11 protein-coding genes are annotated in these 7,094 nt (G+C 40.3%); 3 read left to right on the forward strand and 8 right to left on the reverse strand.

Annotated elements, in window-relative coordinates; translation table 11 throughout:
- From DXA97_RS19140 to DXA97_RS19165, 7 genes are all read right to left on the reverse strand, one after another.
- The coding region (locus DXA97_RS19140; protein ID WP_182436966.1) for a pentapeptide repeat-containing protein at nucleotides 1-448 on the reverse strand (448 nt) is incomplete at its 3' end.
- Nucleotides 449-452: 4 nt separating this feature from the next.
- Complete coding sequence (locus tag DXA97_RS19145) at nucleotides 453-1,355, reverse strand: hypothetical protein (RefSeq protein ID WP_015527586.1); 903 nt, start codon at nucleotides 1,353-1,355, stop codon at nucleotides 453-455.
- Complete coding sequence (locus DXA97_RS19150) at nucleotides 1,355-1,765, reverse strand: helix-turn-helix transcriptional regulator (RefSeq protein ID WP_015527587.1); 411 nt, start codon at nucleotides 1,763-1,765, stop codon at nucleotides 1,355-1,357. Before DXA97_RS19150 ends, DXA97_RS19145 begins: the two co-directional genes overlap by 1 nt.
- A 46-nt stretch (nucleotides 1,766-1,811) precedes the next feature.
- The gene (locus DXA97_RS19155) at nucleotides 1,812-2,015 is read right to left on the reverse strand and encodes a toxin-antitoxin system, antitoxin component, Xre family protein (protein WP_118656786.1); all 204 of its coding nucleotides are present in this window, start codon (nucleotides 2,013-2,015) and stop codon (nucleotides 1,812-1,814) included.
- 1 nt (nucleotide 2,016) lies between these two features.
- Nucleotides 2,017-2,232: a hypothetical protein gene (locus tag DXA97_RS19160; protein WP_118656788.1), complete on the reverse strand. Its 216-nt coding sequence runs from the start codon at nucleotides 2,230-2,232 to the stop codon at nucleotides 2,017-2,019.
- A gap of 15 nt (nucleotides 2,233-2,247) precedes the next feature.
- The gene (locus DXA97_RS21350) at nucleotides 2,248-2,532 is read right to left on the reverse strand and encodes a hypothetical protein (RefSeq protein ID WP_243107778.1); all 285 of its coding nucleotides are present in this window, start codon (nucleotides 2,530-2,532) and stop codon (nucleotides 2,248-2,250) included.
- A gap of 20 nt (nucleotides 2,533-2,552) precedes the next feature.
- The gene (locus tag DXA97_RS19165; RefSeq protein ID WP_243107779.1) at nucleotides 2,553-3,572 is read right to left on the reverse strand and encodes a hypothetical protein; all 1,020 of its coding nucleotides are present in this window, start codon (nucleotides 3,570-3,572) and stop codon (nucleotides 2,553-2,555) included.
- A 719-nt stretch (nucleotides 3,573-4,291) separates the two neighbouring features.
- On the opposite strand from DXA97_RS19165, the gene DXA97_RS19170 reads away from it, so the two are divergent.
- The 3 genes from DXA97_RS19170 to DXA97_RS19180 all read left to right on the forward strand — a co-directional run bounded on the left by DXA97_RS19170 (nucleotide 4,292) and on the right by DXA97_RS19180 (nucleotide 6,481).
- Nucleotides 4,292-4,717: a helix-turn-helix transcriptional regulator gene (locus DXA97_RS19170; RefSeq protein ID WP_182436967.1), complete on the forward strand. Its 426-nt coding sequence runs from the start codon at nucleotides 4,292-4,294 to the stop codon at nucleotides 4,715-4,717.
- 234 nt (nucleotides 4,718-4,951) lie between these two features.
- Nucleotides 4,952-5,326 carry a hypothetical protein gene (locus DXA97_RS19175; protein ID WP_118656792.1) on the forward strand — a complete coding sequence of 125 codons (375 nt, stop codon included), beginning with the start codon at nucleotides 4,952-4,954 and terminating at the stop codon, nucleotides 5,324-5,326.
- 138 nt (nucleotides 5,327-5,464) lie between these two features.
- Nucleotides 5,465-6,481 carry a tyrosine-type recombinase/integrase gene (locus DXA97_RS19180; RefSeq protein ID WP_118721429.1) on the forward strand — a complete coding sequence of 339 codons (1,017 nt, stop codon included), beginning with the start codon at nucleotides 5,465-5,467 and terminating at the stop codon, nucleotides 6,479-6,481.
- On the opposite strand, the gene DXA97_RS21355 is transcribed toward DXA97_RS19180, so the two are convergent.
- On the reverse strand, nucleotides 6,433-6,948 hold the full coding sequence (locus DXA97_RS21355; protein ID WP_243107780.1) for a hypothetical protein: 516 nt from the start codon (nucleotides 6,946-6,948) through the stop codon (nucleotides 6,433-6,435). The two genes, DXA97_RS19180 and DXA97_RS21355, sit on opposite strands and share 49 nt — an antisense overlap.
- Between the last annotated feature and the right edge of the window lie 146 nt (nucleotides 6,949-7,094).

Genomic DNA, 7,094 nt, shown 5'->3' on the forward strand with positions numbered 1-7,094 from the left:
TGTTGCAGTTCCCGGTGTTGCAGTCCCCGGTGTTCCAGTTCCCGGTGTTCCAGTTCCCGGTGTTCCAGTTCCCGGTGTTCCAGTTCCCGGTGTTGCAGCGACCCGTGCAATTCTTTCCAATATTGACGATTCGCAACACTTCATCCCACGGGATTTCACGCACGATCTCCAATTTGTCAGTACATGACTTGTCACCGTCTGTTCTTACATCACCATAAGCAATGACTTCTGCAACCTTGTTTTCACTGTTGAAACTGTAATAATTGAAACAGTCGGCAGCAGTCTGACAGAAGTGCATACCATGACCGCAAACATCAAGTTCCCCTTCTTCCTCAAATTTTCCGGGGCAAGTGTACTGTTTAGTGTTACCATTAGGTGAACAAGTCCAATCAGGTCTGAACACTTTGAACCCATGCACTACATTCTGAACGGTATTGTTATTTTCCATTTTCCTATTCCTCACTTTCTAAAAATGCAACAGCCTTGTCATAGTTGCGTTCTATCATTTTAAGTTCATCTTTTCCACGTTCTTCTGAATCACATACTGAACGGTAAATTTCATCATTTCTTAGTGCTGTGACCTCATTGGTTATCAGATCAGTGATGACCTGTGGTTCAAGTGCATCCAGTTCCCAAGATTCATTGCCGTATTCATCAATATACTTTGATGCTCTACTGTCAGTGATCTTTGCCGGGTTAGGTGGTGGGTTATATGTACCAATCTGATTCATGGTCAGTGCTACACGCTTCACATACACATCAGCACCGAACATCTGCAAGCGTTCCTGAATATCCCTTGTCATATCAATACCGCTTGGGTCATGGTCACCTAAGTGAATAATCACCCTGTTATCACGGTAATCTTGACTAATGAAACGCTGTGCTGCTGACCACATTTCTGACTGTGAAGTGTAACCCCTACATGAAAAATATGGTGTGTCAAGTGGTCTGCAAGCCTGTCCCACAATATCAACTAAGGCATCCTTTTCAACCCACACTTCAACGTAGTTCGGTTGACCGTCCCACTTGTTCAGCAGATAACTGTATCTTGCAGATGCGATCACATCAGCCGGATTGTCCCAGTGACTATTGCTTCTAAGGTTGCGGGTTCTGTCTGTGATGCTATGCCAGTCAATCAACCCGGCAAGTCTACCGTCATTGATAAGATTTCCAATGTTCTTATAACTGCGTTCATTGTTGGGGATGTACCCACGGGCAACTAACTGATAATATGCCTGTCTAAGTGTCAGTTCATATCCCTGTGCCTGATATTCTTCAACCACCTGATTCACAAGGTTTATCAGTTCAAGACTTTTCTGCTGAAACTTAATGCTTTTATACTCAATCTTTGGCATCAGATCACCCCTTCGATTTCTGCAAAACGCTTTGCATTGATGAAATATGACCAACGGTGTTCACTGGTATGAATCGCATACCCCCAAGGGAAAACTCCCTGTTGTAACCCAAGTGCTATTGTGTTGGTGTGCTTGTGCATCAACTTAGCAACTTCATGTACTGTCAATGTTGGGATGCCATCTTCACACTTGGAAGGTTTGAAGGTCACCGGGGTTTCTTCCTGTTCAAAATAGTCAGGGGTAAGTCCAAGTGATACTGCAATATCACTTTGAACCTGTTCTGACGGTGTGGTCTTGTCATTCAGGTACATACTGATTGACCCCTTACTTTTCCCGGTCAATCCAACAACCTGTGCCTGATTGATTCCTAACTGCTGCATAGCTTGTTTCAACTTTTCGCTGAATTTCATAATTTATCACCTATCCTTTCTTTATTGTGGACTGTAAATCCACATTTTAGGTAAAAAAAATCTCCATAACTTCATCATCTGTCAAATGAAGAAGTTCTTTCAAGATCATTACCTCACTTGCTTTGAACTCTGTTTCATTGTTGAGTTTTTTCAAAAACGCCTGATAAGAAACCCCAACCTGTTTAGCAACGTAAACCAATTTGAAACCACAAGCATCAATTTTTTCTCTTAATAAATTACCTTTAATCATCTTATTTTTCACCTTCCTTTTCATCATCAGGGAACGCATTATTGTTATACTGTTTCCTGATCGTTATTCTAACAACTCCTGATTTCAACTGTTTAAATGATGTTTCCTTGAACTTCTGCGGTTTGCCTTTTTTCAGGCTTTCTATGTACGCAAGGTATTCAAGTTTGGTTGGAAATTCAAGAATCTGTTCAATCCATGCTACAACTATTTTCTTCACATAATCACCTTCTTTCTAACATGAACCACCGTCAGCACCATGAAATGCACCAACAGGATAATTCCAATTATTTGTGTATATGTCATCTGTGTTGAACTCACCAGTAAGTATTGAATGTATTGCTGCTTTATCCTTCCAACACACGCAAGACTGTGTATCACCGATAAATTCATCAAGATTCTTTTTGTTATCCAGTGTGAACCCAAGAACTTCTTCATCATGCCTTAGTGCAGCATAATCATCAGGGAAAAGCTCTTTTACTCCGGCAAATAACCGCGGTGTTGAAAATATACACATCATACAACTGCATCTGTTCCAACCTATCCTGTAACATGGGTGTGGGTTATATAATGCCGTTTCAGCAGTTCCCACACATCCTTTTCAGAATAATCAATGCAGCACCGCCATTGATGAACGATTCTGTGTGCCTTGGCTTCTGCATTGGTGCGGTGTATTTCCATTTCATTGTACTTTGACCGTCCGGCAGATTCACCACGGCGTTCACCTGACACAATCAGTATTTTCTTATCATGCTTGGTTTCTTCAAGGTTTGCCGTCACACTGTCTTGGACTGCTGCCTTTAAGTTACCGCTGCACCACCGCCCTGAATGTGTACCGCCTTTTGCCGGGAACTTGTGTCTTTTTCCACCAAGTTCTTCAAGTTCACCCAGTCGGTCAAGATTACTGACAACGGTATCTGCAACACATATTTTCAAATAAGCGGAACACCAACGCCGTGACAGATCACCAGTTTTTGCGGGGAACTTCATTCTATAACCATACTTTTTCAGAAGTTCTTCCATTTCTTCTGTTGCCTGTTCTTTCAGTTCCTTACATTTCAGGTAATTACTTGACAATTTGCACTGTCTGACTTCCCCAGTATCAGGGTCAATCCATTCAATCGGTTCTGATGCACCTATGCGGTACAATTCACCAAAGAAACCATTCACCCTGTATGAAACCCTTAACTTGATACCCTCTGCATCTGCAAGTGCTTTTACATAGTTTTGGGTACATTTCCAGTCCATACGCCTTGAAGGATGCCCGCCGTCAATATCGTGATGCCAAAACTCTATTCTTTCTTTTGGTACACCAAGTTCAAGAAGTTTTAGGTAACAAGCAACTGAATCCTTACCGCCGGAAATCAAAACAACTATCAGATCATATTCTTCAAGTGGTAAAAGTTCCGGCAAATAGATTTTCTTGAAATGCTCTGAATCAGTTCTACCGTCAACCCTTGGTTTCAATTTGATGCCCTTGCCATATATCGGTGCATCAGGAACACCTAATCTGACGGGCGTTTCCTTGGTGCAATCCGCATCTTTTATGAAATCAATCATTGCCTTTATCCTTTCCCAGTTCCTTCAAAAAGTTGTCTATTGTCAGCACACCTTAGTACAATCAGGGGTGTCTTTCCTTTATCAGATTTCACATTAAAATCTGAAAACCTGTTACACATCATTGAACTTTTTGAACGGTGCTGTTCAAACCGCCGGGGTTTCACATTAAAACCACCAAAACCTGTTGACCGACACACAATAGACAATTTTTTGAAAGAACTGAAATCCTATTCCTTGGTTCTTTTCCCCGGAACTGCTGCAACAGTTCTTTTTGAAGTAGTCAGGAAGTCGGGGAACTTCCTGACCCTGAAACAAAGTGCTGTGTCATCTCGTGCGGTTGATTCTTCCACTTAACGGTTTCTTGTTTTAGGGGTAAAGTGCCGATTGGTTCAGCCTGTCCGCTTTCTTCAAATAGTGCGGTACACTGTGCTTTCTTGCCCTACCGTTCCTGTTTTCTTCAACTACTTTGACGGGTCATGTTTATTCTTCACACGCTCTATCTGCTATCCGGCAGCCTGACCACCATGTCACTTGCGTGTAGCCCTATCGCTTCACCCGTGTCCTTCCTACTTGCTTTGTTTCTTGTGGATTGTCCGTCCACATTTCATACTATAAACCCATGTGGATTGAATGTCAACTATTTTTTATAAAAAACTTAAAAAAAGTTGATTTTCAGTCCCTAACATAGTAAAATTACATATAGAAAGGGGGTGACATTTGTGGTAGACAGAAAGAAGGATTTTCTGAAAATTCTTGGTAATAACATCAAAAAATACCGGGACGATAAAGGACTTTCTCAAGAAGCACTTGCCAACCTTTGCGGGTGGAATACGGACAACGCACGGTCAACTATTTCAAAGATTGAATCAGGGACTAACGATGTCCCCACATCCAAGTTAAAGATCATAGCAGAAAAACTTGGTGTATCAGTTTGTGATCTAATGGATTGTTCAAATATTCAAGAACAGTCTGAATCTGTTGAACTGGTAAAACAAGTTTATGATGAAGAAACCCAATTTGTGATTTCTTCATTTATTAAACTGGATGCAGTTGACAGAATTAAAGTCATTGAACGAATTAACACATTACTGGATGATGAAAAATATTCTGTCAAAAAAGAATCATCAGGAAGTCAAACGGCATAATATGGGTTGACTTTTCCAAAAGGTAACTGTTGGTAACGGGTAACTGTTGTTTTTCTATACTCTATATTTTTACTTTTTTATTTTTTACATTAGAATTACTACATAATCAAAATATAAAGAAAATCAATTATCAACAGTTACTAACCGTTACCCTATTGATAATACTGCATTTATAACAGATACTTAAACCGTTACCAACCGTTACAACGGTTACTGAATGAAAGGAAGGTAAAAATGTTTGGAAAAAAGAAAGAATCAGGAATACCAGTAGGACATTATGAAGGAATTGAAGGGTTTGCGACTGATTACCCTTGCAGAATTGAAGTGAAAGGTGATGTATTTGAGATCAAAAGAATCAAGCCTGAAACTACGGTTACACTTCCAATGAACAGAATCAAGTCATTTTCAGCAATGGAAGAAGAAAAGTTCATGTTAAAATATCACGGTCAGGCAAAAAACACATCAAAATTAAAAGGTGCAAAGAAGTATTACTTGGTTGTGGAATATGACAAAGGTATGCTTGCCTTTTGGGGAACGGCAATGGAATATGGAAAATTTCTTGATTTACAGAATAAAGGTGTTGCAGCACCTTCACATATTGAATTATAACTGAACAAAAATGAACCCCAACCGTTGCAGCGGTCAGGGTTCTTATAACTCTATACCAAGGAATAGGATGATATAGGCTATGCAATCCTAATTATATCATCCATTCCTTGAAATTTCAATCAGGAAGGAATGATATACATGGGAAGAAGAAACCCAAACGGTTACGGATGCGTGACCAAGTTGAAGGGTAACCGTTCACGCCCGTGGCTTGCCAAGGTCACCATATATGACGAACAGGGACACGCAAAACAAACCCCTATCGGTTACGCTGAAACAGAAGAAAAAGCCAACATCCTATTGGCTGAATATAACAACAACCCTTGGGACATTGACCGGGAAAAGGTCACCTTGGTTGTACTCTATCAGCGTTGGTCTGAAATCAAATTACCAAAGTTAGGAAAATCAAATCAGCAGTCCTTGCGTTCAGCGTTCAAGCACTGTTCAAAATACTACGGTGTGAAGTACCGATCACTGAAATCTTATCAGATGCAAGACTGCATTGACAACTGCGGGTGTGGGTATTCAACACAATGGTCAATCAAGAATCTGTTCGGTCACCTTGACCGTTTTGCTTTTGAAATTGACCTAATAGATAAAATGTATTCACAAATTACCACCGCCCCACCAATACCTGATACCACCCGTGAACCGTTCACGCCTGAACAGGTTGATGCACTGTGGAAAATAAAAGATGACCCTTGGGTCAATACCGTGCTGATCTACATATATACGGGGTTCAGATTACAGGAATTGTTGGGAATGAAAACTGAACAGGTAAACATCAAGGACTGGTACTTTGAAGGTGGAATCAAGACCGCTGCCGGAAAGTGTCGTATTGTTCCGATACATGACCGCATCAAACCATTTGTGAAAGCGCTGGTTGATGAAGGGAATAAGTACCTGTTCACTTATCAGGGCAAAAAGTTCAGTCAGGCAAATTACTATAAGTGTTGGGGTGAAGTCATGGAAAAGATAGGTGCAGACAAGACACCGCATGAAGCACGGCACACCTTTGAAACCAATCTTGACAATGCCAAAGGCAACAGAAAATGTATTGATATGCTGATGGGTCATAAGTCAAAGGATGTGGGAAACAGGGTGTATAATCACAAGACTATTGAACAGTTACGGGAAACCGTTGCCCTGTTAAAATAATATTTTTTACGCTGAACCAGTAACAAATTAGAAACAAAAAAGACGGGAAATGCCGTAAAATCAAGCATTTCCCGTCTTAAAAAATGTATTATATCATAGAGCTTTCCGAAATTCAGCATAAGCTTGTAAATATTGTCCAGAGTGATTGTTTCCATTTCGATAGAACTTTTTCTCAGCTTTGCATCTTCAATCCGTTCTTCCAACTCTACTGCTTCTTCTAATAATGATACCATTGTTAAAAGCAATGAATATTGAGTCAACAAATCCACCCGACAAGAATGTAAAGTCCCGCTTGTCATAGCCCATTGCTCAGTAAAAAAATCATTTTTTAATCTTGCTTCTTCCGCCAGATTTCTGTAGCTCTCATCAATTGCATCAAGAGCTATTTTATTGTTTTCTATTACACTCCTAAAGGGATAGAAATCGCAATGGGCTAAATACAATGCCATATCACTTGCTTTACCCATATCATAGTGTTCCATATCTGGAAATTTTACATCACTATGGTCCTATGTCAAGATTTAGTACAAGTTAAAATAAGAAAATTCTCCCCATTTTAACCTGCCAGAAGCTCAGCCTCAGTGTGTATTCTTTCATACACTCGTTCGAATTC

This window comes from Clostridium sp. OF09-36, assembly GCF_003481985.1.
Classification (GTDB): domain Bacteria; phylum Bacillota; class Clostridia; order Lachnospirales; family Lachnospiraceae; genus Brotaphodocola.

What these genes read in the sequence shown, in the direction of transcription:
- DXA97_RS19165 (WP_243107779.1), bottom strand. Translation starts at nt 3,572, where the DNA reads ATGATTGATTTCATAAAAGATGCGGATTGCACCAAGGAAACGCCCGTC.
- DXA97_RS21355 (WP_243107780.1), bottom strand. Translation starts at nt 6,948, where the DNA reads ATGGGTAAAGCAAGTGATATGGCATTGTATTTAGCCCATTGCGATTTC.
- DXA97_RS19150 (WP_015527587.1), bottom strand. Translation starts at nt 1,765, where the DNA reads ATGAAATTCAGCGAAAAGTTGAAACAAGCTATGCAGCAGTTAGGAATC.
- DXA97_RS21350 (WP_243107778.1), bottom strand. Translation starts at nt 2,532, where the DNA reads ATGATGTGTATATTTTCAACACCGCGGTTATTTGCCGGAGTAAAAGAG.
- DXA97_RS19180 (WP_118721429.1), top strand. Translation starts at nt 5,465, where the DNA reads ATGGGAAGAAGAAACCCAAACGGTTACGGATGCGTGACCAAGTTGAAG.
- DXA97_RS19175 (WP_118656792.1), top strand. Translation starts at nt 4,952, where the DNA reads ATGTTTGGAAAAAAGAAAGAATCAGGAATACCAGTAGGACATTATGAA.
- DXA97_RS19145 (WP_015527586.1), bottom strand. Translation starts at nt 1,355, where the DNA reads ATGCCAAAGATTGAGTATAAAAGCATTAAGTTTCAGCAGAAAAGTCTT.
- DXA97_RS19155 (WP_118656786.1), bottom strand. Translation starts at nt 2,015, where the DNA reads ATGATTAAAGGTAATTTATTAAGAGAAAAAATTGATGCTTGTGGTTTC.